We start from the raw sequence: 247 nt of genomic DNA on the forward strand, positions 1-247 counted from the left end.
GCTGAAGCTCACCAACCTGAAGTCCACCACCCAGAAGGCAGCCTGAATGACGACGCCATTCCGCACGGTCGAACTCGACATCATCGATCCGATCAGCGGCGTGGCGTCCGATATCGCGGATGGTCACGGCACTCTGCCACACGGGACACAGTCCCGTCTGACACAGGCGCTCGAAACCGTCAGCACGCTGCGGTACTCGGATCTGGGGTATGTGCGGGAGGATCATGTTCCGTATCCGCCCTTTGTC

1 pseudogene is annotated in these 247 nt (G+C 60.7%); it reads left to right on the forward strand.

The features are described from left to right. Positions 1-46 precede the first annotated feature (46 nt). Positions 47-247 (forward strand): annotated as a pseudogene (locus JN414_RS16635) (hypothetical protein); the annotation flags it as partial.

It is taken from the genome of Gluconobacter sp. Gdi, from assembly GCF_014132155.1.
Lineage (GTDB): Bacteria > Pseudomonadota > Alphaproteobacteria > Acetobacterales > Acetobacteraceae > Gluconobacter.